Genomic DNA, 24,786 nt, shown 5'->3' on the forward strand with positions numbered 1-24,786 from the left:
AGAGGCCTGCCGAGTGGCAGGCCTCTTCCAGTTCAGGCAGCGGGTGACGAGTCACCCGTCGAGCCATGATCAGTTGCTGATGGCGTCACTGGCATCGTCGAGCAGGTCGGCCGTGGCCGACTTGGTGCTCTGCCAGGCACTTTCCGCGCCTTGCTTGGTGTTTTCCCAAGCCTGGCGAGCCTGTTCCTGGGCGTTCTGCCACCAGTCGTTGTCGTATTCGGGCAGTTTGGCCACATCGTCGCGCGTCATCTCGAGCGTGACGCGATAATCCAGATCGTCGAGATCGTCGCCATTGTGCGTTTCCAGGGTGAAGTCATCGCGGTCGATCACGCGATGGGTATCGCCGAGATCGAGCACGCCGCCGGTCTCGATGACCAACGCCTGCACGCTCATGTCTTCGCCGAGCAGCACGTCCTCGACATCGCCGACGTCTTCATCGGGCGTTTCCGCGAGGAATACATCGGCATCCATCAGCTCGTCGGCCGAATACAGCCCCTGCGGCTGCGTCTCGGATTGCGCGAGGGCCGCGCCCGTCAGGCTCAGGCCACCGATGAGAATGGCGGTTTGCGTCATGCGGTACATTGAGTTGCGCATGGTGAAGCTCCTTCTTCGTGATTCTATGAATTCGATGGGGTAGTGCCCGCGTCCGATCTGGTCAGATCGAACGCGCCCAATCGTCGGCGCACTTTTCGGCTTCTTCCTTGCTGATACCGTATTTGGTCTGCAGCTTGCCGATCATTTGATCGCGCTTGCCGGCAATCTGATCGAGTTCATCGTCGCTCATCTCGCCCCAAGAAGCCTTGGCCTTGCCCTTGAGTTCGGTCCAGCGACCTTCGATTTGATCCCAATTCATGGCGTTCCTCCTGAACGGTTGCCAATTTGCGAGCGCTTCCTGCGCGTCGCACATTACGCAGAATAACAGAGATTCATGCTGTGACAATTATATGGCCAGACGCTGCCAGACCAGCTACCCAGGCCGTCGGGGGCATATCTACATGAACAGCGCGAGCAGTACCGGCACGTAGATGAAGGCGAGCAGGGTCGAACAGAACACGAGACTGGCGACGTACGCCGGTTCGCGGCGCGAGCGCTGGGCGAAGAGGTAGTTATAGACTGCCACGGGCATGCTCATTTGCAGGATGAGCACGCTCTGCGCCAAGGGCGGAAGGTGCAGTGCCCAGCCCACGCCGAAGGCCACGCAGACGGCGAAGGCCGTGCGCAGCAGGCTGAAGGCGAGCCCCGAGGACAGGCTGCGTACCTGGATGTTGGCCAGCGAGACGCCGAGGGTGATCAACATCAACGGCACGGTGAAGCCGGAGATCAGGTCCACGGTGTTGTCGATCCAGCGCGGCAGGTCGGTATCCGTCAGCAGAATGGCCACCGACAGGAGGATGCTGTAGACGGTAGGCGTGCGCAGCAGGCTCTTCAGGGGATTGCTGCGGCTGATCATCATCACCCCGAAGGTGAACTGTACCAGGGCGACCGTCACCATCACGGTGATGGCATAGGCGAAGCCTTCCTTGCCGAAGGCGTAGAGCGCCACCGGCAGACCCATGTTGCCGGTGTTGGGGTACATCATGGGCGCCAGCAGGACGCGCCAGTCCTTGCGCAGCAGCAGCGCCATCAAGACGGTCGCCAGCGCCATGATGACGAGCACGGCCAGCGTGCTCAGCATGGTGCGCCCGAAGGTATGGGCATCGATGTTGGCGCCGGAGAGCGAGGCGAGGATCAACGACGGCGTGCCGACATTGAAGACCAGCTTGGTGACGAAGTCCGTGGGATACGCGTATCCCAGGCGTACCCAGCCAAAACCGATGGTGGCACCCACGAAGACGGGGGCCATGACAGCGAAGAGTTCGGCGAGCATGCGCGAGCCTGATTGAGTGTCGGCGCCCGGTGCGTGGCGGAGTCGGGCGAGAGGTTGTGAACGCGAACGATAAGGTCGCGGAATACGCCACACGGGCGCTATTGTCGCCAATCGTGGTAATGCGTTGCAACGTGAACGCGAAAACGAGAATCCTTTACCTTGACGTGGCGCGCGAATTGGCAAGAATCGTGGGCCACGCTGACATTCATCGGCGTCGCGTTCGCGCGACGCGTCGCCACCTTGGGGCTTGCATGGAATTATTGCGCGTCGTGTATCGCGACTATCGCTGGCCGTTCATCGGCGTCATGGTGCTGAGCCTGGCCAGCGCCGGATTGGGCATCGGCGTCATCGCGTTCATCAACCAGCACCTGATCGAGGCCCAGGGCGCTCCGCAGTGGGTGTTGCCGCAGTTCCTGGGGCTGATCGCCCTGTTGCTGGCGGTGACGCTCGGCTCGCAGCTGGCGCTGACCACCCTGGGCCATCACTTCGTCTATCGGCTGCGCGGGCGGTTGATCAAGCGCATTCTGGATACCGATATCGAGCGCATCGAGCGGCTGGGCAGCGCGCATCTGCTGGCGAGCCTGTCGAGCGACGTACGCAATATCACCATCGCCTTCGTACGGCTGCCCGAGCTGGTGCAGGGCGTGATCCTGACGCTGGGCTCGGCCGCGTACCTGGCCTGGCTCTCGCCGGGCATGCTGCTGATCACCTCGCTGTGGGTGGCGGTGACAGTCGTCGGCGGCTGGTACCTGGTTTCGCATGTGTATCGCCATCTGGGACGCGTGCGCGAAACCGAGGATCGCCTCTACAAGGACTACGAGGCGGTGATCGATGGCCGCAAGGAACTGGCCCTCAACCGCGACCGCGCCAGGGCGCTCTACGAGGATGTCTACGAGCACGATGCCAAGCAGTATCGTCATCACATCATCCGCTCGGACACCTTCCATCTCAGCGCGGTGAACTGGTCGAACATCATGATGCTGGGGGCCATCGGGCTGGTGTTCTTCCTCGCCAATGGCCTGGGATGGGCTAATACCAACGTGGCGGCCACCTACTCGCTGACCCTGCTGTTCCTGCGCACGCCGCTGATTCAAGCCGTCGGGGCGCTGCCCACCCTGCTGAGTGCCCAGGTCGCCTTCAACAAGCTCAAGGACCTGGAGCTGGCCGGTTATCGCGCCGAGTTCGGCGACAGTGCCGCGCATGGCGATTGGCAGACCCTGGAGCTGCGCGGCGTGACCTTCGCCTATGCCGCTGGCGAGCATGGCCGCGGCTTCGAAGTCGGCCCTGTCGATCTGACGCTGTCGCGTGGCGAGCTGGTCTTCTTGATCGGCGGCAACGGCAGCGGGAAGTCGACGCTGGCACGCCTGCTGACGGGCCTTTATCAACCGGCCAGCGGCGACATACTGATCGACGGGCAGCCCGTCGACGCAGAAGGGTGGCACGCCTTCCGCAGTCGTTTCGCGGCCGTGTTCACCGACTTCCATCTCTTCGATCGCGTGATGGGACCGGGAGGCGAGACGCCCGACACGACATTGGCGGAGAGCTGGATCGAGCGCCTGGGCATGGGCGAGAAGCTGCATTTCGACGGCTGGCGGGTGACCAACACCCAGCTTTCCCAGGGGCAGCGCAAGCGCCTGGCACTGCTGCTGGCGGTTGCCGAACAGCGCGACATCCTGCTGCTCGACGAATGGGCGGCGGACCAGGATCCGCAGTTCCGGCGCATCTTCTATCGCGAACTGCTGCCCATGTTGCGCGACAGCGGCAAGACCGTGTTCGCCATCAGTCATGACGATCACTACTTCCAGCACGCCGACCGCTTGCTGGAGATGCGCGCGGGCCAGTTGAGCGAACTGACCGGCGAGATGCGCGAGCGTGTCAGCCGCGACGCCGTGGCACGGCTCGAGGACACATCGGACAACGTGTGAGGGACGGCAGGCTACCTGCGGCGGCTGCCACGCTCATGCCAGTCACGCTCATGCAGGTACGATCTGGGTGGCATGCCAGACGAGACTTTCGGTGGGGCCGTCGTCCAGATCGGAGCACATGTCGACGCGCAGGATCGCCGTCGTTTCGCATACCGTCCGCAGCCGACCATGCGCGCCACCTTGCTCCCATTGCCACAGGATGCACCGCCGCTGCTCGTCGCCGGTGTCGTCCTGTAACCTCAGGTTGGCCGCCGGGTAGCGTCGTTCCAGGAAGCCCAGGGCGGCAAGCTGGGCGCACTGCTGCGCCGGTGTCAGTCGGGAGTCGCCGCGATAGCCGGGCAGAAAACGACGGTCTCGTGCCTCCGCTTGCAGGAAGGGTAATGCCTGCTGCGGCGTGATGCGGCCGTACTTGCGGACCGGCGAGAGCAGCACGAGGCTGGCGGCGAAGCGGCAGCCGCCCAGATGACTGCTTTCCCAGACATCGAAAGGCAGCTCGTGTGCCGCAACGGTCCGGGCCAATTCCTTGTAGGTTCGGTAACCGTACCTGGCGCAGCACTTGTCCTTCTTGCCGTGGGTGCAGCACAGCAACAGGTCGCGTTCGACCTGTGCACCTTCCCATGCCGTCAGCGGCGCCCCTGACTGCCACGCGGCCAGAAACGTCTCCAGCTCCCCGCGAGGCACGACGAATTGCCGGCGTTCGGGCATCAGAAACACCTGGTGGCTCTCGTCGGCCTGCTCACGTCGGTGAATCAGATTGACCCGCCGCTCACCGGCGGTGATGGCGTCGAGGGTTTGCATCAGGCTTTCCGGCATGTCGTGGGCACGACGCAGGTTGCGTGTCCACTTGGCGCGAGGCCAACTGATCAGCAGGTTGCGCTCGGCGTGGGCGGCACTGCCGGCCAGTGGGTCGCCCTGTTCGAGGCCGAGATCGGCGCAGAAGGTTCGCTTCATGAGGCATGCTCCCGCTGGATTTCGGGGCGTCGCGCTTCACGAGAACGTTGTGCAATGCAAAGGCGCATGTCGGAAAAACCCTCGCGTTCGAGTCAGGATCTTGTCGTGCCGTCTACCGTGAGTGATCGCGATGGCGATACAACAGGTAGACGAAAAACGGCGCCCCCACGCCCGAGACGAAGATGCCGGCGGGCAGGTCCTTGGGCAGGAAGGCCACGCGGCCCAGCAGATCGGCATGGAGGACGATCAGCGCCCCGACCAGGGCAGTGACGGGCAATCGTCGCAGGAAGTCCTGGCCCACCAGGCGGGCGGCGATATGCGGTGCGATCAGGCCCACGAAGCCGAGGCCACCGGCAAAAGCCACGGCCGTGCCCGCCAGTATCACGCTGCAGCCCATCAGCAACAGCCGACAGCAGGGCAAGTTCACGCCCAGACCTCGAGCCACGTGATCTCCGAGCGCCATGACACTCAGGTGGCGGGCCTGCGACAGACACAAGGGGACGGTGACCAGCAACCATGGCAGCATGCCGAGGACATCCTGCCATTGAGCGGCGTAGAGGCTGCCGGTCAGCCATACATAAGCCGTCATGGCGGCGGTATCGTCGCTGATCACGATCAGCAGGGTCGTCACCGATCCCGCGGCGGCGGAGAGGCCGATACCGACCAGTACCATGCGCATGGGCGTGATACCGTGCTTCCAGGCCAGCGAGAACATCAGCAGAGCGGACAGCAAGGCGCCCAGCAATGCGGCGGCCGGCAGCCAGTGCACGCTTAGGGTGGTGCCGAACAGTGCCAGGAAGATGACGGCGCCCATGGCGGCTCCGCTGGTGATGCCGATCACGTCCGGCGATGCCAGCGGATTGCGCACGATGCCTTGCAGGATGGCGCCGGCCACGGCCAGAGCCGCCCCCGCCAGCACGGCCAGCAGGATGCGCGGCAGGCGCAGCTCCCAGACGATGAAGGCGATCTCGCTGTCCTGTGGGGCGAACAATGCCTGTCCGACTTCATGCAGCGAGGTGGGAAAGCTGCCAAGGCGCAGGGAAAGGCCCATGCTGGCCAGCAGCACCAGTCCGAGAAGCCCCACCATGCTCGAATAACGAAGCGCCCGGTTCCCGACGATGCGATCGACGGCTGTGGTCAAGGCAGGGGAATGCGTCATGGTCGTGCCTGCTGCCTGCGTGCCAGGTAAATGAAGAAGGGGGTGCCGATCAGGGCGGTCATCACCCCGACCGGCACATCCTGCGGCGGCATCAAGAAACGCGACGCCACATCGGCCAGCAGCAGCAAGCAGGCTCCCAGCAGAGCGCAGGCCGGCAGCAGCCAGCGGTGATCGAACCCGAACAGTCCGCGTGCCATATGGGGAACGATCAGTCCGACGAAACCGATCATGCCGGTCAGCGCGACAGAGCTTCCGGCGAGCAGGATCACCACCAGGCCGAGCAGGAGCTTGATGGTGCCGGCATGCATGCCCAGGCTCGTGACCATGTCATCGCCCAGCATCAAGGCGTTGGCATGTCGGACCAGCAGCATGCACAGCAGCAGGGCGATGCCGAAGAGCGGCAGCAGAGGAACCACGAGCGAAAGCTCGCGCCCGGATACGGAGCCGGCCAGCCAGTACAGCACGCTCTCGAAGCTCTGATGGTCGATGATCAGCAGGCCCTGGCTGAAGGAGACGAACATGGCCGTGACGGCCACGCCAGCCAGTACCACCCGCAGTGAGGAGGGCCCGGCACGGCCGCCCCCGCGACTCAACATCAATACCAGGCAGGCCGCGACGAGCGCTCCCAGAAGCGCCGCCCAGACATAGTCCGCCGGCGCGTGCAGCGGCAACAACGCAACGGCGATGACCACGAAGCACATGGCCCCGGCGTTGATCCCCAGAATACCCGGCGATGCCAGGGGGTTGCGGGTCAGGGTTTGCATCAGAGTGCCGGCGATGGCCAGGCTCGCGCCCACCAGGACGGCGATCACGGCGCGTGGCAGGCGTTCCTTGACGATGATGATGTGCGCGACCCGGGAAGGATCGTAATGCAGCAAGGTCGCGATGAAGGTCGACGGCGGGAGCTCGGTGGTGCCCAGCATGACGCTCGCCGCGAAGGTCGTCGCCATCAGCACCAGGCCGGCCAGCAGCCCTGCAAGGCGTGTCGTTCGTCGCGTCAGCATGTGGCCGATTCCTCGTTCTTTTCCCGAGAGGGCGAGGCGCTCTCCTCGACGCTGCCGGATCGACAGCCAGCAGTTAACGCCTGCGTACGGGGAAGGTCGAGTCCATAGTGGGTATACAGATCATCCAGCATGGCATTGGCGGCCAGGATGCCGCCGCCCATGATCCAGTCCACGGCGTCTACCTCGAAGACACGGTCGTTGCCCACGGCATCCAGTCGTGCCCAGAGAGGGTGGGAGGTCCAGTGTCGATAGTTGCGGGCGATGGCGGGGTCGTTGGGCTCCAAGAGCACGAAGATCACGTCGGCATTCATGACCGGGATGCTTTCTTCACTGGTCAGTTTCATGCCCCAGCCCCGGTCGTGAAGGGTATCCGGCTGCGTGAAGCCCAGTTCATCGAGGATCGACCCGGCAAAGCCCGTGGAATAGATACGCACATGGTCGCTCTTGAAACGGATCACGGCAGCCTTCTGTGGCCAGGCGTCACCCAGTTTTTCGGCGATCTTGCGGCGAAAATCGGCCACGCGGTCGTCCCAGTCGCGAAGCAATCGATGGGCGCGAGTTTGTCGGCCGGTGGCCTCGGCCATCATGGTCAGGGTGGCCTTGAAGTCGAAGACGCTGTCGGTGGCGATCGTCGGCGCTATCTTCTCCAGCAGCGGCCGGACCCGCTCGTGGCGAAAGCGCGTGGCCACGATCAGGTCCGGGTCCAGCCAGGCGACCTTCTCCAGGTTGGGCTGGGTCTCCAGACCGACGTGTTCCACGCCGTCGAGGGCGTCACGCAAGTAGCGATACATGGGTTTTTCCAGCCAGGAGTCGACGACACCCACAGGCGTGATACCCAGTGCCACTGCCGTGTCGGTCGCGCCCTGATAGAGGGTGACGATGCGTTGTGCCGGGGCAGGCAGGCATGTCTCCCCGAAGGCATTGGCAACACTGTGCATGTTCTGAGCGTTGGCAGTGACGACACCGGGAATGAGGGAAACCAGCAGCATGGTCAACCACTGGCGGCGGATCGGCATGGCAGCCTCCTGGCGTATGCGTGTTGTCGAGCGACGTCATGCGGCGCCGCCCGACAAGCCTCGTCCATCAGCGGGTATTGCTCAGAAGTCGAGCTGATAGCTCAGGGTGAAAGTGCGTCCCCGGCCCTTGAAATATAGGTCGTCCTCAAGAGCCTCCCCTTGGGGGAACGATTGTGAGTAGTAGGTGAAGTAGTCCTTGTCGGTGAGGTTTTCCACGCCCAGGCTGGCACGGCCTATGGGAAGGCGATAGGCCAGGGAGGCATCGATCAGGCCGTAGCCGTCGAACTCGAGCTCGGGATCGTCGAAGCTGCGATCACGGTAGTAGCTGTACTGCAGGTAAGAGGATAGCTTTTCGTTCCAGGCCGCGCTCCAGGCGAGCTTGAGGGTGTCCGGGGCAAGGTCTCGGCCCGTCAGTTTGGTATCCACGCTGCCATCACCGTCAGTGTCCGACTTGCCCTCGGTGTGCGTATAGGAAAGCCGCAATTGATGAGCATCACTCACCTGCGCCTCGCCGGTGATCTCATAGCCCTGGATCTCGGTCTTCTCTCGCTTGACCCGGTAGTTATTCTGAGCATCCGGTTCGATGCGTTGGCCAAGGTCGGAGTTCGACTCATAATAACTCAGCTCGAGCCCGTAGCGGTCCCAGTCGAAGCGCGCCCCGATCTCGCGATTGTCGGTGACGATGGGTGAGAGGTCGACTCGGGTGTCGACGTCCTGGCCGGGCTCGCTGACACTGCGCAGCACTCGGCCGACATCGGGCATGCCGAAACCTTCGGAGTAGTTGGCGTAGAGCTGGGCCCAGTCGGTGGCTTGATAGACGATACCGGCATTGAACAAGGTTTCGTCGAAACTGGGGTTGCCGCCACCCACCGAGACCAGGTCGTTTTCGACACTGGTACTACGGTCTACCGTCGAGTAATCGTCGACGTTTAGCGTAGCATGCTCCTGGCGAGCCCCGGCATGCAGGCTCAGAGCTTGGGTCAGGTCGTAGTCCCCTTGGAGGAAGACCGCATAGTTGCGGAACTGGCTCTCGGGTACATAGCTGCGGTCGGTCTTGACCAGCACCTGTTGGGTCTCGTCCTGCAGCAGGTCCAGACCCGTGGTCAGCTTGAGGCGGTCGTCGAGCAGTCCGTCGCGGCTTAGAGTGAACTTGGCCCCGACCTTGTCGGACTCGTTGCGTGTGTGGTCGTACCGGGTATTGCCCGCGTCGTCCTGGTAAGGGAAGGAGCCGAGGCCAGTGGCACCAAACTGGGCGCGGAAACGCTGGGTGTAGAGTTGGGCATCCAGCTCGTTGCCTAGCCAGTCTTTGTTCGAGTAGGCCAGCCTAGCCGTGGTGACCCTATTATAGCCTGGGTCGTTAGCGGGGTTGCCTTTTTCGGCCGTAGTCGCTACGCCTTTATCGCGATCACCGGACACCGGCACGTAATCGTCGCCGACGTCGAGGTCGTAATGATTGAGGGAGAATTCGACGTTCTGATCGTCGTCGATCCAATAGGCCGCCTTGGCCATCAGGTCGTAGCTTTCGGAGTTCTGGATCTCGCCATGGTAGGCCATGCCGACGATCTCGTCGTTGCCATCGTAGAAGACACCGCGTTTTTGGCGGCTAGCGGCGACCATGTAGTCCCAATCGCGGGTCTGGCCGCTGAGACGGTAGTCCAGCTTGTGGCCGAAACCTTCCGACTCGAAATCGTCGTCACTGGTCAAGCTGACGCCGACATGCTGGCTTACCCCGGCGCCTTCAGGTCGCCTGGTCACATAGTTGATGATACCGCCGGTCGCACCCAGGCCATGCTCGGCGCTGGCGCCGTATATGACTTCGATACGCTCGACCATGGAGAGATCGATGGTGTAACTATCTCTTCCCACGTCGCGCAGCGGATTGGACTGAGGAACGCCGTCGATCATGAAAAGGGCCGAACGACCGCGGAAGGTCTCGCCGGTATTGTTGAGCTTCTGGCGGCTAGGCGAATAGGAAGGGATCAAGTTACTGAGCACCTGGCTGGGATCCTGGGTGATCGCCAACTGCTGCTCGATCTGCTCGCGGGTGATGATGGTGACCTTCTGCGGGGTCTCATCTTCGCGACTCTGGTTGCGGGTGGCAGTGATGACCAATGGGTCCAGCCCGTGATTCTCTTGGGAGTCCGTGCTCGTTGAGTCCTGGGCCAGTGCCGTGGCGGGTAGAGCCGAGACGAATACCCACGGGAGCAGCGATAGCTGCTTGAGACGTGATCGCTGTAAGTCTTGCATGGTGAACCGGTATCCCCTTGCTGTGTGCATTGTCGCTATTGTTGCCATCGAGTGATGTCATGCCGGGGCGAGGATACTAATGAGAATCCTTTTTGTTTGCAAATTGAGTACGGATGATCCCTTGTGGCGATACGAACAAGGCGTGTCACGGTGTGGCGGCAGGCGGCAGGCGGCAGGCGGCAGGCGGCAGGCGGCAGGCGGCAGGCGGCAGCAAAGGCTGCTAAGCGTTGAAGGTTCGTTATTGTGAAAACAAATCACAATTCTTATCATGTGCGAAAGGCTTTGCTCCAAGCTTCGCTCCTGTCATCCGCTAATAACATGCCACAAGGAAACTCGATGTCCCGTTCCCGTCCCTCGCCCCTGCCTTTCAACGTGCTGTCGTCGCCGGCTCGCCGCATGGCGATGGCGACGCTGCTGCTCGGCTGCCCGCTAGCGGCGCAGGCACAAGACGACGTCGCCCAGAGCGATACCGTGGTCGTGACCGCGACGGCGCTGAAGGTTGCCACGCCGCCCATGGAAACCCCGCGTGCCGTGTCCCAGGTGGGACGTGAAGAACTCGACAAGCGTGCCGTCAATAGTTACGACGAGACCTTCCGCTACCGCAGCGGGGTGCAGTCGGCACCTTATGGCAGTGACAACGGCGTCGACTGGTTCAACATTCGCGGTTTCAGCGGCGAGGATTCGACTTATCAGGATGGATTGCGCCTTTTCCGCGAGGGCGGCTATTTCTGGTGGGTGACCGAGCCCTTCGGCCTCGAACGTGTCGATCTGCTCAAGGGGCCAGCCTCGATTCTTTACGGTGAAGCGCCTCCCGGCGGTGTGGTGAACGCGATCAGCAAGCGGCCCACCGAAGAAGCGCAAGGGCTGTTCGAGATCCAGGGGGGTAACAAGGATCATCGTCAGGTCGGTATCGATACCTCCGGTCCGGTCGCCGGCACCGACGACATGCGCTATCGCATGGTGGGGCTCTTTCGCGAGGGCGATGGAGAGCTGGATCACACCGACAATCAGCGAGTGTATCTGGCACCGAGCCTGGCGGTGGATCTTTCCGACGCCACCACCGTGACCTTTCTGGCCAGCTACATGAAGGATCATGGTACGCCCAGCAAGGGCTTTCGACCGGTGGCGGGCTCGCTGGAGGGCACCGAGTTCGGGCATATCGGCCGCGAGACCAACCTGGGAGAACCGGATTACGAGCGTCAGGAACGCGAGCAGATTTCCCTGGGCTATGAGCTCGAGCATGATATCGACGAGACCTGGCAGTTCCAGCAGAATCTGCGCTACAACAGCATGGACTTGCTACTTCGCTCGCTCTCTCCTTTTACCGCGCTCAATCCGGACGGCCGCACGGTGGGCCGTTACTTGACGTATCGCGATGGTAGCTACGATTCCTTTACCGTGGACAATCGCCTGGTAGGCAAGTGGTTTACCGCGAATACTGAAAATACGCTGTTGCTGGGGGTCGATTACCAGCACTTCGATGTCGATTATCAAAACGGTGATGGCACGGGGGACTTCTCGGGTTTCGATGTGTTCGATCCGGAGTATGGCAACTATTCGCCAGGCACCTTGCAGTACCAAGCCGAAGAGAAAAAGGAGCAGATCGGCGTCTACATCCAGGATCAGTTGCGCCTGGGAGACCGCTGGATTCTGCTGGGTGGCGTGCGTCACGACTCGGCTAGCGTGGAAAGCTACAGCGACGCTCCCAACGCGTCGGATTATGATGAAACCGAGAACCAGCTGTCGTTCAGCGGCGGCGTGATGTATCTCGGCGATTATGGTGTCTCGCCTTATCTAAGCTACAGCGAATCATTCAGCCCGCAAGTCGGGCGCGGGCCGGATGGTCAGGCCTACGAACCCAGCGAGGGTGAGCAATGGGAAGCCGGGGTCAAGTACACGCCCGATTGGCTGGATGGTTACATGACCGCCGCCGTGTTCGACCTCAAGGAAACCAATACCCTGTATACGGATGCGCAGTTCATTCAGTCGCAAGGCGGTGAACGTCATTCACAAGGTTTCGAGCTGGAAGGTGTTGGCTATCTGACCGAACAGCTCCAGCTGACGGCTTCTTACACTTACCTGGATACGACTATCGAAGATCCCGAGCGTGGGGAGTTCCGTGCCGGCTTGACGCCGCGTCACCAGGCCTCGCTATGGCTGGATTACGGCTTTGAGAGTGGTGCCCTGCAAGGGCTGGATGTCGGTGCCGGGGCGCGTTATGTGGGCGAGAGCGTCAATGCCGCTCCCGATCGTGACGATGAAGTCTCTTCCTATACCGTGTACGACGCCATGGCCAGCTACGAGATCAACTCTGCGTGGACGGCACAGGTCAATGTCACCAACCTGACGGACAAGGAGTACATCCGCGGGTGCGACTCCTGGTGCTACTACGGCGAGTCACGCAGCGTGATCGGTAGTCTCAAGTACCGTTGGTAAGCGGGAAACTTTAAGACGCCGGAAAGAGGCGAGAAGAAAATGGCCCGAGGTGCTGCAAGGCACCTCGGGCCTTTTTTATGTCTGCTTTGCTTCGGTCCGGAGCTGTGGTCGAAGTGCTGCTTTCCTAGCCAGCCTCGCGGCCGGGCAAGGGCTCTACGCGCGAAAGCTCGGCCAATTGCGTCATCGAGCGATCACGAACTGCAACAAGGCCGATGACGAATGCCGCAATCGGTATCAGTGCGAGTACGGTACTGATACCGACGCCCAGTCCAGTAACCTGTGTGAAGTTACTCAGCACAAGGTACAAGATGAACGCCAGCAGCAGGCAGGCAATCAAGGGAACTAGGCGTGTCGTCACGCCGCGTCCCGGCGCGAGATGCGGCGAGCGGTAGAAGAACACCGCGGCCGCGACAGAGGTCAGGAGCATGAGGATAACCATGCCGACGGTGGCAATGCCGGCCATCGAGCCGAACACGCCGACCAGCGGGCTCGCACCACTGAGTGCGCAAAGGGTCACCAGCACGATAGCGGTTGCTGTCTGGAACAAGGACGATATGTGGGGTGAGCCGTGCAAGGCGTGACTCTTCGCGAAGAAACGGGGCAGGATGTCGAAGTTCGCGAGAACGAACTGGTAGCGTGTCACAATGTTATGAAACGACAGGATGCAGGCGACGAGGCTGGTGAGCAGTAACACCTCCATGATATCGGTGAGGACACGACCGGTATAGAAGCGGGCTGTGTCGAGTACCATGTTGCCGCCGTTGTTGAGGTAGTCATTGGCCACCCCGTATACGGTATCTGGGCCCCATGCATAGACCAGAAACCAGCAAGACAGCGTATAGAATCCCCCGATGATGAACACTGCCCAGTAAGTGGCCCGCGGGATGGTACGGCTCGGGTCACGAGCTTCATCGCGAAAGACTGCCGTGGCTTCGAAGCCGATGAAACCGGTCACGCTGAACAGCACGGCGATGCCAAACGGCCCTGTACTGCTGGACGTTGCAGGTATATCGGCAAGACTGGTCAAGGCACTGCCTGAGGGTTCGAATGCAATGGCGGCATTCATGACCAGGACAACGCCAATTTCGAGGATGAGTGCCACGGCAAGCACTTTCGAGCTGAGCTCGATGTTTCGATACCCCAATGCGGCGACAAGCACGAGAGCCGCCCCGGCATATAGCCACCAGGGAATTGCCGGCCCTCCGATATTGCTCACCGTATCGGCTGCCGCCCACCCGAAAAATCCATAGATGCCGAGTTGGATGGCGGAGTAAGTGATCAGCGCCACGAATGCCGTAGCCTGACCGGCGCGAGGCCCGAGTCCGGTTCCAACGTAGGTGAAAAAGGCCCCAGCCTCCTTCACATAGGGCGTCATCGCCACGAAGCCGACCGAGAACGCGAAAAGCACGAGCGAGGCGAACGCGAAACCCAGCGGGGCCATTGCGCCGTTGCCTAGCCCGATGGCCAACGGCGTATTGCCGTTGACCACAGTCAGTGGAGCCGCGGCAGCCACGACCATGAACACGACACCCGCCGTGCTCAATTGTCCAGATAGTCGGTTTCTGTTGTTCGAGGATGCGGTATAGGGATTGCTGTTGTTCATTGTGGATCCAACTCCTTCTTGTGTTGTTGTTAGGAAGCGCCCTCAGAGCGGCGCCAGAAAACCTCAATCGTTACGTTCTCCTATGCTGATACCGGCCCGGCGTAGTAACGGCTCGAGCCGTTCCGGATCGAGAGCTGGGCACCAGCCCTCCGGCTTTGCCATGGGCGCTCCCCTGGCCATGCACATGGCATTGAGGACGGCTTCGTCCGTCGCTTGCACGACCGCCATGTAGAAGTCATCGAAATACTCGTCGTTCATGTGGTGCATCTGTTGCCGGGCCGGCCCGAGCTGGGGCAAGGGACCCTCGTTCGCCGTGCTGAAGGCCAGAAACATATCGCCTGAATCGTTGCCGCCGGGGCTGCCGGAGCGTGCGATACCCAGTCCGGCGCGTTGGGCGAGGCGCTTGAGCTGATGGGGCAGCATGGGAGCGTCTGTCGCGATGACGGCGATGATGGAGCCGCGTTCGCGATTGAGCTCTTCGGGCAAGTCGGCATCATGCAGTGCCTCTCCAACAGGCACGCCTAGTACGTTCAACCAGTCCCGCTTGCCGTGGTTGGCCTGGACAAGCACGCCCAACGTGTAGTCCTGTCCATCGATGCCGACACGGCGCGAAGCGGTACCCGTACCGCCCTTGAAGCCGTAACAGATCATGCCGTTGCCGCCGCCGACGTTTCCCTCTTCTATGGCGCCGCCACTTGCGCTGGCGAGGGCGGCGTGGACATGGGCGGCTTCCACGTGCTGACCGTTGATGTCATTGAGTACGCCGTCATAGGTCTCCGCGACCACGGGCATTGCCCACAGGTGGTGTGCGTCGAAAGTCTGCGCGTAGGTATCGAGCATCCAGCGTGTCGCGGCGTGATGAACGATGCCCACGCTATGCGAATTGGTCAGGCATATCGGGCCGACGAAATAGCCGCCTTGCTCGATCCAATGCGTCCCTGTCATTTCCCCGTTGCCGTTGAGCGCATGAAAGCCGGCCCAGACAGGAGCAGGCGTGTTGCTTCGGGTGCGCGGCAGAATGGCGGTCACGCCGGTCTTGATGGGCCGTCCGTTTTCGGCCGTTCCATCAATCGTTTCATAGCCGACCAACACGCCCGGCACGTCCGTAATCGCGTTGTTCAAGCCCGGTTCGCCGGGCAGCGGCAGCCCCATCTCGCGTGCTCTCATTCGCTGCATTGAAATGATCTCCCCCCGATCAGTGCTAAAATCGCCTCGTCGACGCCTTGCCTCGGCAAGAAAGTGGAGCGCCTCTGTCCGATAGCCGAAGATCGGCCTCGGTCCGTCCACGGGATACCCCTCTTTCTTTTATGACATATAAATACCAAATGCAATGTGGGTGACATTGAAATGTCAAGATCGCAAGCTGCCGCTCATCTGGCAAAAGAAGTCGATGCGCTGAAAGGCGGGCTGTCGCCTGCGGAACGCGCGCTCTATTCGACGCTGCAGGCGAATCTCGAGAATCTGGCGTTTGAAACCGGCGCAAGCCTCGCTCAGAAAAGCGGTGTGAGCCCGAATACCGTGAGTCGGTTCATGCGGCGTCTGGGGTACAAGGGGTTGAGCGGGCTGAAATCGGCTTTGCGCAACGAGCTACGCTCGAATTCACTCCTGAACGCCACGCTGATCGAGCGTGTGGCGCAGCAGCCGGCCGACCTGACGACTCATCTCAATGCCGAGATCGAAGCACTGAAGGCCTTCGCCGAACAGCTCACCGGCCAGCATTGGCAGGACATAGTGCAGCGCGTGAGTGACGCCGAACGCGTGTTCGTGTGTGGGTTCCAGACGGTTCGCGGCCTGGCCCAGGATTTCGCGAATCGCTTGGCGCTCGTGCGCCCAGGCGTCGAGTTTATCGATCTGTACAGCGGCGTATTAGGGCAGTGGATGGACAGCCAGGACGTGCGTTGCTGTGTGATCCTGATCGACATTACGCCCTATGCCGAAGCCGGGATCACGTTCGCCAATCACTGCTTGGCCCATGACGCGGACCTCGTGGTGTTCAGCGACGAATATGGCATAGCACGTTATATCGATACGCCTCATATCATCAGCATGACCACCGAGACCGGCTTGATCCTCGAATCCACCGGTGGTCTGACGAGTGCCCTGAATGTTCTGTTGCACTGCGTGGCTGCAGACCACAAGGAAGAATTGCGGGAACGCATGGAAGCCTATCGCGCCCGAGTGCAGCAACTGAGGCTGTATGCGAAGTAGAGGGGGCGAAAAACGCAAGACGCGATCGAATGGCCCGAGGTGCTGGCAGGCACCTCGGGCCATTCGTTTTCTCCGTCCCTCGGGCCATGATCGGCTCGTGGCTGGCTTTCCGCCGTTTCTTCCACAGCGCTACAGTCGCCGCAGCGTCCACATGAAGTAGGCGCCGCCGAGCAGGGAAGACATCAAGCCGGCGGGAATTTCCTGGGGGAACAGCCACTGGCGCCCCAGCCAGTCGGCCAGCACCATCAAGAGCGCCCCCAGCAGGGCGGCGGCGAGCAGGTGCGCGCGTGCACGCGCCGCGCCCAGCAGGCGTGCCATGTGCGGCGCGAGCAGGCCGACGAAGGAAAGCGGCCCGACCACCAGGGTGGCGGCGGCGGTGAGCAGGGCGACCACGCCCAGCAGAGCGAGACGCGCCCGGTCGACATTGACGCCCAGCGCGCGGGCGCTGGAGTTGCCCATCGGCAACAGATCCAGCCAGCGCGACAGGGACTGCATCGCCAGCGTCAAGATCACGGCGCTTGCCGCCACGGCGACGGCCAGCACGGTGTCGACGTAATAGGTCGAGCCGGACATCCAGGCGAGCAGCTGCTGCGTGCGCGGGTCGCCGTTGGCCAGCACGATGCTGCGCAGGGGATCGAACAGAGCGGTGATGGCGATCCCCGTCAGCAGCACGCGCTCCGGTTGAAAGCCGCTGCGGCGGTTGATCAGCAGCAGCACCCCGAGCGTCGCCAAGGCGCTCAGGGTGCCGGCGATCAGTAGCATCGGCAGGCCCACACCGGGCACGAGCATGACCACACCGATCAGGCCGATGGCGGTGCCGCCACTGATCCCGACGACTTCCGGACTGGCCATGGGGTTGCCGGTGACGCGCTGGATCAGCGTGCCGGCCAGGGCCAGTAACGTCCCGGCACCCGCCGCCGCCAGGGTACGCGGCAAGCGCCATTCGTGGGTGGCTTGCCACACCGACCACGAGGGCAGGGCCCAGCCTTGGCCGTCCTGGCCGAGCAGCAGGGATGCCGCGAGCGCGACCAGCAATGCCAGCCCCAGTGCCAGCTGCAGGCGCATCGGATGCCGACGACGTGGCGCCGCCAGCATGGGGGCGGTCTGGGGGCGATCGCCGCCGAGCTTGAGGCGCGGAATCAGCCAGAGCAGCAGCGGGGCGCCGAGGGCGGCGGTGGTCGCGCCGGTGGGAATCATCGTCGGCAGTGCGCCGGAAACATGCTGCAGGAGCTGGTCGGTAGTGGTCAGCAGCAAGGCGCCGAGCAGCGGCGCCCACAGCAAGCGCTGAGGCAGCGTGCGCGCCCCCAGCAGGCGGACGATGGCCGGTGCCGCCAGGCCAATGAAGCCGATGATTCCCACCACGCTGACGACACAGGCGGTGATGAAGACCGCCAGCCCGAGGCTCAGCAAGCGCAGATGCCTGAGCGAGACCCCGAGGCTGCGGGCGTTGACGTCGTCGAGCTCGAGAATCGCCAGCGGGCGCAGCATGAGCGCGGCCAGGGCTAGCGCGATGAGCAATCGCGGGAGCAGGTAGAGCACGCCGTCCCAGCTGTTCTGCGAGAGCGAGCCCGCGCCCCACACCATCAGGCCGCGCAGCTCTTCCTGATGGAAGAGGATCAGCGTGGTGCTGACCGCGCCCAGGTAAAGGTTGACCACCAGCCCCGCGAGCACCACCACCATGGGTGCCAGGCCGCGTCGCCAGGCCAGCGCGAACACCAGCCCCATGGCCAGACCGCCGCCCGCCACGGCCACCCACTCGCGGCCGAGAACGAGCAGTCCCGGTGCGAACAGAGTGGCGAGCAGCAGGGCGAGCTGTGCACCGGTGGCGACGCCCAGGGTCGTGGGGGCGGCCAGGGGGTTGCGCAGCACCTGCTGCATCAGCACCCCCGCGATGCCCAGGGCACCGCCCGCCAGCAGAGAGATCGTCCAGCGCGGCAGCCAGCTGTAGTGCGTGAGTACTTGTTCGATATTGCGTTCGTCGGGCACGAACAAGGCTTGCGCCCACTGTGCAGCCGGCAACTGCGTGGCCAGCGAGTAGCCACTCAAGGCCAGGCAGGCCAGGCCCAGCAGCACGCACAGGCGTGCCGGGGTCATCACGACATGAGGAAACGGCAAGGAGCGAGAGATCCAGTCACGCATCGGGTGCCTCGCGGTGGGCAGCGGTGCGAGGCGTCTCATGCAGGGCCTGGGTCAGGTTGTCGGCGAAACGCCGTGCCGAAGGGGCGCCACCGAAGCTCCATACCGGTGGCAGCGTGAGAACGTCATCGCGACGCACGGACGGCAGGTGTTGCCAGAGCGCGCTCGTCTCGAGGCGTTCCTCGACGCCCACGGGCATTGGATCGACCACGACCAGGCGAGCGTCGTCCAGCCCGGCCAGGGCTTCCAGGCCTACCATGGAGAAGCCCCAGTAATTGGTTTCCCGCTGCCACGCGTTCTCCAGCCCCAGGCGCTGCATGACGGCGTTATAGAGGCTATGGTCGCCGAACACGCGCACATGGCGGGCATCCATGAACTGCACCACGAGCAGGGGCCGTGCCTTGGCCGCGTCGCTCAACCCGTCCCGCAGCTCGGCCAGGTGCGCCTCCAGCGAGGCGAGCAGCGTGTCCGCGCGCTCCTCGCGATTCACGAAGGCGGCGATTTCACGGGTGGCTTTCTCGAGTCGCGTCCACAGGTCGCTGCCCGGCGTATACAGTGCCACCGTGCTCGTCGGTGCGATACGTTCGAGGCTTGGCTTCAGGGTGCTGAACATCGGCGAGATCAGAATGCGGTCGGGCGACAACTGGGCCAGCAATTCCCGGTTGGGTTGCGCCCGCAGGCCGATGTCGGCCACCTCGGCGGGCAGCGTTGGCGCGCCGACCCATTCGCGGTAGGCGTCGGTTTGTGCCACGCCCACGGGCGTCACGCCGAGCGCCAGCAAGGTTTCGGCGATGGTCCAGTCGACGGTGGCGATACGCGGTGTCTCGGCATTGGCGACATGGGACCAGACCAGCAGCACCAGCGTCAGCAATGTCATGAGCCGCGAGCGACGCAGGCCTTCACGGTTGCAAAATGGCCTCACATCGACTCCCTAGTGCAAGACGGCGATGGGGTGCTCGCCGCCGGGGTGGGACATGACACGCATGGGGATGCCATAGATGGCTTCCAGCGTGCTATCGCACATCAACTCGCGGGGCGCGCCCTGGGCCAGGACCTGCCCGCTGTGCAGGGCGACCAGATGGTCGCAGTAACGTGCCGCCATGTTGACGTCGTGCAGCACGATCACCACGCCCAGCCCCAGCTCGCGGCACAGCGAGCGCACCAGGGCCAGGACTTCCACCTGATGGGCGATGTCCAGCGCTGCCAGCGGTTCGTCCAGCAGCAGAAACCGGCTTTCCTGGGCCAGCAGCATGGCGAGCCAGACGCGCTGCCGCTCGCCACCGGAGAGAGTGTCGACCAGCCGGTCGGCGAAGGCCTCGGTGTGGGTCAGTGCGATGGCGCGTTCGATCTGGGTCTTGTCCTTGCCGTTGAGCCGGCCGAGCAGGCCGTGCCAGGGATAGCGTCCGAATCCCACCAGCTCGCGGCCGGTGAGGTTGTCGGCGCCGGGCAGGTGCTGTGGCAGGTACGCCACGTGACGGGCGAACTCGCGCGTGCCCCAGTCGGCGAGTGGGCGCTTGTCGAGGCGGATCTCGCCTCGGCTCGGGGCCTGCTGCTGCGCGAGGAGCTTGAGCAGGGTCGACTTGCCCGAGCCATTGTGGCCGATCAGCCCATACACCTTGCCTTCCTCGAAGGCGAGGTCGGTGGGGTGCAACAGGCACTGGCCGTTGACCTCGAAGCTGGCAGCGTCGACGTTGAACATCAGGTGGACCCCAAGCGGGAAAAGCGTAGGGCGCAATCGTAATTCAAATAAGAACGGTTATCAAAACTCTCGGCGCCGTCATGTCAGGCGTCAATGGCTTGGCGACAGGCGCGCAACGCTTGCTCGATGTAACGCCCGGCCATGCGTTCCGATACCCCGAGGCGGGCCGCGATCTCGCGTTGAGGCAGTCCCTCGAGGCGATGCCACAGCAAAGCCTGACGCACGTGCCGAGGCTGCCGTCGCAGGCAGGTGCGTACGCACGCCAGGCGCTGGGCCTGGCAGACATCGGCCTCGGGGCAATGCCGTGCGCAGGCGAGCCCGGTGGTGGTGTCTTCCAGGGGGATCGTCTCGGGCCGGGCCCTGGCCTGGCGCTGATGATCGATCAGCAGGTTGCGGGCAATGCGGAACAGGTAGGCGCGAGGATTGGCGAGCGGCTGAGTGAGTCTCGCGCGCTGCAGCCGCAGATACACGTCCTGGCAGAGGTCGGCCGCCAGCTCCGGCGTATCCAGCTTGCCGGCCAGATAGCCGACAAGCTCCCGGGAATGCTCCATGAACAGTCTATCGAGTGTATCGACCATATGTCGGGTCCGTCCGTGGGTAGCGTCGCGTGATGGCGTCATGCCGTCTCGGCGTGGCGCCGGGCATCGTCCGTGTCATGTGCGTGTGGTCGCCAGGGGGCGATCGGGTTGTCCAGCTCGCCGACCAGCTGCAGGTTTTTGGACGGATCGGCGAGGTCGATCATCTGCCGGTTGTTGCCCAGTTGCAGGCGGTTGAGACAAGAGCGCGCGAAGGTCGGCGCGAACAGGTCGTGACGCGCGAATTTATCAGCGAATTCGGGATGGCGACGCTGGTAATCGAGAATGCATTCGGCGACGCCGTGCCAGAAGTCGGATTCGGTGAAATCGCCCCGTGCCTCGCCATGCTCGACCATGATCGGGGCCAGGTAGCGAAAAAAGCAGTCGAAGGTATCGGTGAACAGCGACAGCACCTTGAGGTGTTCCGGCACGGCCACGGCCAGGCGTTTCACGCCTTCGGGAAGCGCGGCGTCGGGGCCCATGATCGCGCTTTCCTCGGCGATGTCCTTCATGATCGCGCGCACCGGCACGTGGGCATCGAGCTGCAGGATCACGTTTTCGCCGTGGGGCATGAAGACCAGATCATGGGCGTAGAAACAGTGCAGTATCGGCGTCAGGTAGGCGGTGAGATAACGCCGTAGCCAGTCGCGGGGCGCGAGCCCCGAGGCCTCGACAAGCGCCGAGAGGAGTGCCTGGCCGTCCTTGTCGCGATGCAGCAGCGCGGCCATGGTCATCAGGCGCTGACCGGGCGGCAGATGATTGAGCGGACTTTCACGCCACAGGCAGGCGAGCATCTTCTTGTGAGGGCTGTCACGGGCGACGGCATCCTCGAAATAGGCGTTGCGATACCCGATGGCGGCTTCCTCGCGCAGCAGGGTGAAGCCGTTGTCGGCCAGGAAGGCGTCGCCGTCGAGCAGTGCCTTGAGCCATTCATTGATGGCCGGTGTCGCCTGCATGTAGTAAGGCGAGAGGCCGCGCATGAAGCCCATGTTGAGGATCGAGAGTGCCGTCTTCACGTACCGGCGCCGGGGCCGCGAGGTGTTGAACAACGTACGGATCGATTGCTGGGCACGGTAGCGGTCGTCGCCGGTACCCAGGTACACGATGCGCCGGTTGGCGATCTCGCTGGCAAAGCTGGTCGCCAGCTTGTTGTGCCATTGCCAGGGATGCAGCGGCATGAGCAGGTACGCGCCAGGGTCCAGTCCCCATGCCTGCAAATGGCGGTGGAAGCGTGCCACGGTGTCGCGGCCCAGCTCCTGTTCGAGCAGTTCGGTGTAGGGCAGATCGCTCACGCTGCTGAATTCGGCACACTGCGTATGCACGGCCAGCCACACCAGATGGATGTCGGCGCCGGCCTCGGGAGCGTAGGCATGGTAGTCGTCGGCGTCGAAGCCGATGCGTCCGTTGTTGGCGACGAAGCTCGGGTGGCCCTCGGTCATGGCGCTTTCGATGGTCTGGAAGTCGCCATGGGCCAGCTCGGCCGCCGTGAGTCGCTGATGCGCCTGCTTGTAGGCACTGCCGGACAAGGTGCTGCCGATCTCCTCCAGATACACGGGAAGCGTCTCGTCGTCGAGGCCGAGTACGGCGCTGAACTCGATGATGAAACGTTGCGCATCCAGCTCGGCGGGCTCGTCGTCGACGATCTTCGCGAGGGAGCCGGGGGCGATCCACCAGTGATCGAGCTGCATGCGACGCGCCCGGAAGCGGTAATGGCCGTTCGCACCGGGAATGGGCAAGGTGTAGTCGCCCCAATCGCCTTGCCGGTCGAGTCGGCGGGGCGCCACGAGGCGTTCGTGGGCGAACTCGGCGATGGCCTTGCGGATCAACTGACGATTGGCCCGGGCCCAGCGCTCGGGATCGAGATGGGCGAGGCGCGGGTCGATTGCCGGAGGCGTCTCCATGGCGGTGGTCTCCTGTTCCCTGGATGGCAGTGGTTCTCTGGTTGGCAGACTTTCGCGGGGGAGCGCTGCCAGCGCCTGGTGATAGGCGGCGTGGAATTGGGCACGGGTGCAGAACGCCAGATGCGCGGTTTTTCCCGGCAGGCGCACCTGGCGGTCGTAGCGAAAGCCCACCCGGCGGTTGAGCGGATGGATACGTTCGTTGCGGACATCGGGTTCGACGACCACGCGGTCTGTGTCGGGATCGCTGAACATCAGCGCCATCACGCTGCTGAGCACGCCCCAGGTGAAGCGGGGGATGCGCGTTTCCGGTGGTGCCACCAGCACGTGCATGCCCCGATCGCCGGGGCGCACGTCGTAATGCGCGCCGATGGGATCGTGCTGAGGCTGGTAGCACTCGACCAGAAAGGCGGGGCGGCCTTCGAAAAAGCCCAGATAGCCCTGGCTGTGCGGACTTTCGTGCAGCCCTCGATAGAACGCCGCCACCTGCTCGCGGCTGTCGCCGCGCATGCCCCAGAAGCGAGCGTAGTCGCGGCTGACCCAGTCATGAATCAGGGCGCTGTCCGCATCGCAGTGGATGGCGCGCAGATGGAAGCGGCCGAGCCCGGGAATGGCGTCGGTGTAGGTATTGCTTGGATCGTACAGCGGGCTGAGAAAGGCGGATGTCGTCATTTCGGCACCTCACAGGTCAACGGGGCGGTCTCGTCGGCGGTTGGCTGGCGCCGGGCCGGCCGGGGCGCGGGGCGGAAGACGGCGTCGTCGGGCGTGCCGAACGTCTGGAAGGCGATGCGACGCTCGATGGGATAATGCTCGATTCCCGTTAGCTCGCGGATGATGCAGGCGTTGCGATAGCAGGCCATGCCCAGGTCCGGCGCCGCCAGGCCGTGCGTGTGTCGCTCGGCGTTCTGCACGAAGAGGCGCGAGCGGTCGTGATCGATGCTGTAGAAGCGGTCCACCGCGAAACGCCCGGCGGCGTCGCGTCGAATGTGCGCGTGGATGGGCGACAGGAAGCCCGGCTCCCGATAGCGATAGCCGGTGGCCATCACCAGCGCCGGGGTGGTATGGCGGTAGGGCCGTCGTTGTTCGGTCTGGTAAAGGCCGAGTTCGAACGTGGCGCGTGCCGCGTCGTAGTGGCAATCCTGCAGCTCGGCGTTGGTCAGCAGGTGCGTGTCGACAGGACCACCGAGCCGCTTGGCATACAGCAGGTCGTAGATCTCGTTGACCAGCGCCAGATCGATGCCCTTGTAGAGATTCGCCTGTTGCGACATCAAGGCATCGCGGGTGGCCTGCGGCAGGGCGTGGAAGTAGTCGATGTACTCCGGCGAGGTCATTTCCAGCGTCAGCTTGCCGTATTCGAGAGGAAAGAAGCGCGGCGAGCGGGTGATCCAGTTCAGGGTGTAACCGTAGCGGTCGATGTCCTGCAGCAGGTCCTTGTAGATCTCCGCGGCGCTCTGGCCGCTGCCCACCAGCGTGATCGCCGGCTGCTGCTGGAGCCAGGCCTTGTGCGCAAGGTAGTCGGCGCTGTGGGTGATCCGCTCGGCGTGCGGCCGGCAGCATGCGGGCAGGTCGGGCTGCGTGCCGGTGCCGAGTACCAGCTTGCGGGCCCGATGGCTCGTCGCGGTATCGCGGGCGGTATCCACGCAGTGCACGACATAGCAATCGTCGTCGGCATCGAAGTCGATGCGCTGCACCTCGTGATGGAAGCGGATCGACGTGAGCTGATCGATGGCCCACTGGCAGTAATGGTTGTATTCGCGTCGCAACGGGAAGAAGTTCTCGCGAATGTAGAAGGCGTAGAGCTTGTCCTGGCGCTTGAGGTAGTTGAGGAAACTGAACCGGCTGGTGGGGTCGGCCAGGGTGACCAGGTCGGCCAGGAAGGGCGTCTGCAGGGTGGCGTCTTCCAGCAGCATGCCGGGATGCCAGTCGAAGCCGGCCTTGCGCTCCAGGAAAAGGCCGTTGACGTCCTCGAGCGGGTCCGTCAGGCAGGCCAGGCCCAGGTTGAAAGGGCCCAGTCCGATGGCGATGAAGTCGTGAATCGGCGTTGGCATGATGGCTCTCATCG

General features: G+C 63.3%; 19 protein-coding genes. 3 read left to right on the top strand and 16 right to left on the bottom strand.

Annotated features, from left to right (window positions below; all coding sequences use genetic code 11):
• Positions 1-69: 69 nt before the first annotated feature.
• The 3 genes from CSAL_RS05310 to CSAL_RS05320 all read right to left on the bottom strand — a co-directional run bounded on the left by CSAL_RS05310 (position 70) and on the right by CSAL_RS05320 (position 1,867).
• Complete coding sequence (locus CSAL_RS05310; protein WP_011506339.1) at positions 70-594, bottom strand: hypothetical protein; 525 nt, start codon at positions 592-594, stop codon at positions 70-72.
• Between the two features lie 61 nt (positions 595-655).
• Complete coding sequence (locus CSAL_RS05315; RefSeq protein WP_011506340.1) at positions 656-853, bottom strand: CsbD family protein; 198 nt, start codon at positions 851-853, stop codon at positions 656-658.
• 138 nt (positions 854-991) lie between these two features.
• Positions 992-1,867 (bottom strand): AEC family transporter, encoded by an 876-nt coding sequence (locus CSAL_RS05320; protein ID WP_011506341.1) that lies wholly within the window; start codon positions 1,865-1,867, stop codon positions 992-994.
• Positions 1,868-2,118: 251 nt separating this feature from the next.
• Here CSAL_RS05320 and CSAL_RS05325 point away from each other — a divergent pair, with 251 nt between their 5' ends.
• Positions 2,119-3,792, top strand: a complete 1,674-nt coding sequence (locus CSAL_RS05325) for a multidrug ABC transporter permease/ATP-binding protein (RefSeq protein ID WP_011506342.1) — start codon at positions 2,119-2,121, stop codon at positions 3,790-3,792.
• A 48-nt stretch (positions 3,793-3,840) separates the two neighbouring features.
• Here the strand turns inward: CSAL_RS05325 and CSAL_RS05330 are convergent, their stop codons facing one another.
• The 5 genes from CSAL_RS05330 to CSAL_RS05350 form a co-directional block, all read right to left on the bottom strand.
• The gene (locus CSAL_RS05330; protein ID WP_011506343.1) at positions 3,841-4,743 is read right to left on the bottom strand and encodes a sucrase ferredoxin; all 903 of its coding nucleotides are present in this window, start codon (positions 4,741-4,743) and stop codon (positions 3,841-3,843) included.
• Positions 4,744-4,855: 112 nt separating this feature from the next.
• Complete coding sequence (locus CSAL_RS05335) at positions 4,856-5,902, bottom strand: FecCD family ABC transporter permease (protein WP_011506344.1); 1,047 nt, start codon at positions 5,900-5,902, stop codon at positions 4,856-4,858.
• Positions 5,899-6,906, bottom strand: a complete 1,008-nt coding sequence (locus tag CSAL_RS05340; protein WP_011506345.1) for a FecCD family ABC transporter permease — start codon at positions 6,904-6,906, stop codon at positions 5,899-5,901. The genes CSAL_RS05335 and CSAL_RS05340 overlap by 4 nt, the downstream gene beginning before the upstream one ends.
• On the bottom strand, positions 6,900-7,922 hold the full coding sequence (locus CSAL_RS05345) for an ABC transporter substrate-binding protein (RefSeq protein ID WP_011506346.1): 1,023 nt from the start codon (positions 7,920-7,922) through the stop codon (positions 6,900-6,902). The genes CSAL_RS05340 and CSAL_RS05345 overlap by 7 nt, the downstream gene beginning before the upstream one ends.
• 81 nt (positions 7,923-8,003) lie before the next feature.
• On the bottom strand, positions 8,004-10,169 hold the full coding sequence (locus tag CSAL_RS05350; RefSeq protein WP_011506347.1) for a TonB-dependent receptor: 2,166 nt from the start codon (positions 10,167-10,169) through the stop codon (positions 8,004-8,006).
• Between the two features lie 336 nt (positions 10,170-10,505).
• On the opposite strand from CSAL_RS05350, the gene CSAL_RS05355 reads away from it, so the two are divergent.
• Positions 10,506-12,605, top strand: a complete 2,100-nt coding sequence (locus CSAL_RS05355) for a TonB-dependent siderophore receptor (RefSeq protein ID WP_011506348.1) — start codon at positions 10,506-10,508, stop codon at positions 12,603-12,605.
• Between the two features lie 124 nt (positions 12,606-12,729).
• Here CSAL_RS05355 and CSAL_RS05360 read toward each other — a convergent pair whose 3' ends face one another.
• On the bottom strand, positions 12,730-14,208 hold the full coding sequence (locus tag CSAL_RS05360; RefSeq protein WP_011506349.1) for an APC family permease: 1,479 nt from the start codon (positions 14,206-14,208) through the stop codon (positions 12,730-12,732).
• Positions 14,209-14,271: 63 nt separating this feature from the next.
• Positions 14,272-15,360, bottom strand: a complete 1,089-nt coding sequence (locus CSAL_RS05365) for a DmpA family aminopeptidase (protein ID WP_244846500.1) — start codon at positions 15,358-15,360, stop codon at positions 14,272-14,274.
• Positions 15,361-15,555: 195 nt separating this feature from the next.
• Here CSAL_RS05365 and CSAL_RS05370 point away from each other — a divergent pair, with 195 nt between their 5' ends.
• Positions 15,556-16,416: a MurR/RpiR family transcriptional regulator gene (locus CSAL_RS05370; RefSeq protein WP_011506351.1), complete on the top strand. Its 861-nt coding sequence runs from the start codon at positions 15,556-15,558 to the stop codon at positions 16,414-16,416.
• Between the two features lie 129 nt (positions 16,417-16,545).
• Here the strand turns inward: CSAL_RS05370 and fhuB are convergent, their stop codons facing one another.
• The 6 genes from fhuB to CSAL_RS05400 all read right to left on the bottom strand — a co-directional run bounded on the left by fhuB (position 16,546) and on the right by CSAL_RS05400 (position 24,772).
• Positions 16,546-18,555 (bottom strand): Fe(3+)-hydroxamate ABC transporter permease FhuB, encoded by a 2,010-nt coding sequence (gene fhuB, locus CSAL_RS05375; protein WP_011506352.1) that lies wholly within the window; start codon positions 18,553-18,555, stop codon positions 16,546-16,548.
• Positions 18,548-19,474, bottom strand: coding sequence for an ABC transporter substrate-binding protein (locus tag CSAL_RS05380; RefSeq protein ID WP_011506353.1), 927 nt, complete (start codon positions 19,472-19,474; stop codon positions 18,548-18,550). The genes fhuB and CSAL_RS05380 overlap by 8 nt, the downstream gene beginning before the upstream one ends.
• 9 nt (positions 19,475-19,483) lie before the next feature.
• A complete protein-coding gene (locus tag CSAL_RS05385; RefSeq protein WP_011506354.1) occupies positions 19,484-20,251 on the bottom strand; it encodes an ATP-binding cassette domain-containing protein in 768 nt (255 codons plus the stop codon).
• Positions 20,252-20,334: 83 nt separating this feature from the next.
• Entirely contained in the window at positions 20,335-20,829 is a 495-nt protein-coding gene (locus tag CSAL_RS05390; protein WP_043558001.1) for an RNA polymerase sigma factor, read from the bottom strand.
• A gap of 38 nt (positions 20,830-20,867) precedes the next feature.
• Complete coding sequence (locus CSAL_RS05395) at positions 20,868-23,396, bottom strand: GNAT family N-acetyltransferase (RefSeq protein ID WP_011506356.1); 2,529 nt, start codon at positions 23,394-23,396, stop codon at positions 20,868-20,870.
• A complete protein-coding gene (locus tag CSAL_RS05400; protein WP_148266796.1) occupies positions 23,393-24,772 on the bottom strand; it encodes a lysine N(6)-hydroxylase/L-ornithine N(5)-oxygenase family protein in 1,380 nt (459 codons plus the stop codon). The genes CSAL_RS05395 and CSAL_RS05400 overlap by 4 nt, the downstream gene beginning before the upstream one ends.
• Positions 24,773-24,786: the final 14 nt, after the last annotated feature.

It is taken from the genome of Chromohalobacter israelensis DSM 3043, assembly GCF_000055785.1.
GTDB lineage: Bacteria > Pseudomonadota > Gammaproteobacteria > Pseudomonadales > Halomonadaceae > Chromohalobacter > Chromohalobacter israelensis.

Coding starts and splice junctions, on each gene's coding strand:
- CSAL_RS05355 (WP_011506348.1), top strand. CDS start 10,506: ATGTCCCGTTCCCGTCCCTCGCCCCTGCCTTTCAACGTGCTGTCGTCG.
- CSAL_RS05395 (WP_011506356.1), bottom strand. CDS start 23,396: ATGACGACATCCGCCTTTCTCAGCCCGCTGTACGATCCAAGCAATACC.
- CSAL_RS05340 (WP_011506345.1), bottom strand. CDS start 6,906: ATGCTGACGCGACGAACGACACGCCTTGCAGGGCTGCTGGCCGGCCTG.
- CSAL_RS05385 (WP_011506354.1), bottom strand. CDS start 20,251: ATGTTCAACGTCGACGCTGCCAGCTTCGAGGTCAACGGCCAGTGCCTG.
- CSAL_RS05370 (WP_011506351.1), top strand. CDS start 15,556: ATGTCAAGATCGCAAGCTGCCGCTCATCTGGCAAAAGAAGTCGATGCG.
- CSAL_RS05400 (WP_148266796.1), bottom strand. CDS start 24,772: ATGCCAACGCCGATTCACGACTTCATCGCCATCGGACTGGGCCCTTTC.
- CSAL_RS05315 (WP_011506340.1), bottom strand. CDS start 853: ATGAATTGGGATCAAATCGAAGGTCGCTGGACCGAACTCAAGGGCAAG.
- CSAL_RS05310 (WP_011506339.1), bottom strand. CDS start 594: ATGCGCAACTCAATGTACCGCATGACGCAAACCGCCATTCTCATCGGT.
- CSAL_RS05320 (WP_011506341.1), bottom strand. CDS start 1,867: ATGCTCGCCGAACTCTTCGCTGTCATGGCCCCCGTCTTCGTGGGTGCC.
- CSAL_RS05365 (WP_244846500.1), bottom strand. CDS start 15,360: ATGGGGCTGCCGCTGCCCGGCGAACCGGGCTTGAACAACGCGATTACG.
- CSAL_RS05325 (WP_011506342.1), top strand. CDS start 2,119: ATGGAATTATTGCGCGTCGTGTATCGCGACTATCGCTGGCCGTTCATC.
- CSAL_RS05330 (WP_011506343.1), bottom strand. CDS start 4,743: ATGAAGCGAACCTTCTGCGCCGATCTCGGCCTCGAACAGGGCGACCCA.
- CSAL_RS05360 (WP_011506349.1), bottom strand. CDS start 14,208: ATGAACAACAGCAATCCCTATACCGCATCCTCGAACAACAGAAACCGA.
- CSAL_RS05345 (WP_011506346.1), bottom strand. CDS start 7,922: ATGCCGATCCGCCGCCAGTGGTTGACCATGCTGCTGGTTTCCCTCATT.
- CSAL_RS05335 (WP_011506344.1), bottom strand. CDS start 5,902: ATGACGCATTCCCCTGCCTTGACCACAGCCGTCGATCGCATCGTCGGG.
- CSAL_RS05350 (WP_011506347.1), bottom strand. CDS start 10,169: ATGCAAGACTTACAGCGATCACGTCTCAAGCAGCTATCGCTGCTCCCG.
- CSAL_RS05390 (WP_043558001.1), bottom strand. CDS start 20,829: ATGGTCGATACACTCGATAGACTGTTCATGGAGCATTCCCGGGAGCTT.
- fhuB (WP_011506352.1), bottom strand. CDS start 18,555: ATGCGTGACTGGATCTCTCGCTCCTTGCCGTTTCCTCATGTCGTGATG.